We start from the raw sequence: 1,134 nt of genomic DNA, 5'->3' as shown, positions 1-1,134 counted from the left end.
GGCCCCCGGTTGGCCTGCATCGACGCCGTATCCAGCGCCGCCAGCACCACCACCACGTCCAGCGGCTTGCGGTTGCGGATCAGCGAGACCGTGGCGCGGCTGCCCGGCGGCAGCACGCCCACCATGGGCGGCAGCTCGGCCGAACGGCCGATCGCGCTGCCGTTGAAGCCCGTGATCACGTCGCCGGGGCGAATGCCGGCCAGGGCCGCCGCGCTGCCGTTCTCCACCGAATCAACGAAGGCGCCCACCGGACGGTCCAGGCCCAGCTCGGCCAGGCGCTCGCGCCGGACGTCCTGGATGCGCACGCCCAGCTGGCCGCGCACCACCTTGCCGTTGTCGCGCAGCTGGCGCACGGCATTCATCGCCACTTCGATCGGAATGGCGAAGCTGACGCCCATGTAGCCGCCCGAGTTGGAGAAAATCTGCGAGTTCACGCCGATCACTTCGCCGCGGGTGTTGAGCAGCGGTCCGCCCGAGTTGCCGCGATTGATGGCCACGTCGGTCTGGATGAAGGGCACGTACTGCTGGCTGGGGTCGAGGCTGCGGCGGCCCACGCCGCTGACCACGCCCGCAGTCACCGAATGGTCGAAGCCAAACGGCGAACCGATCGCCACCACCCACTGGCCCGGCTTCAGGCCGCGCGAGTCGCCGATTTTCAGCACCGGCAGTCCCTTGCCGTCCACCTTGAGCAGGGCGATGTCGGACAGCGGGTCGCTGCCCACCAGCTTGGCCTTGAGTTCGTTGCGGTCGTCCAGCCGCACCACGATGTCGTCCGCGCCTTCCACCACGTGGTGGTTGGTGAGCACATAGCCGTCGGCGGAAATCAGGAATCCGGTGCCCTGCGACACTCCGCCGCGCGGGCCCGGCCCCCCCGGCAGGCCGGGCTGGCCCGGCTGCCCGGGCTGGCCGAAGAAGCGCCGGAAAATCTCCGGCACGTCTTCGGGCATCGGCTGGTCGATTTGTGCGCTGTCCTGCAGGCCCGTCCCGCCGCTGGTGGCTTCGATATTGACCACCGCGGGGCCGGCCCTTTCGACCAGCAGGGTGAAATCAGGAAGGCTGACCAGCGGCGGCGAGGGCGCCGCGGCGGGCGCCTGCGCCTGCGCGGCAGGCAGCGCCAGGGCCATGACAAGGGCG

At 70.5% G+C, this 1,134-nt stretch carries 1 protein-coding gene; it reads right to left on the bottom strand.

The window, feature by feature from the left end; translation table 11 throughout:
• A partial coding sequence (locus K0M70_RS15135) for a trypsin-like peptidase domain-containing protein (protein ID WP_290783351.1) occupies nucleotides 1-1,124 on the bottom strand: 1,124 nt, incomplete at its 3' end.
• Nucleotides 1,125-1,134 lie beyond the last annotated feature (10 nt).

It is taken from the genome of Arenimonas sp. (assembly GCF_019459675.1).
Classification (GTDB): domain Bacteria; phylum Pseudomonadota; class Gammaproteobacteria; order Xanthomonadales; family Xanthomonadaceae; genus Arenimonas.
This window is presented reverse-complemented; position numbering and strand designations above follow the sequence as displayed.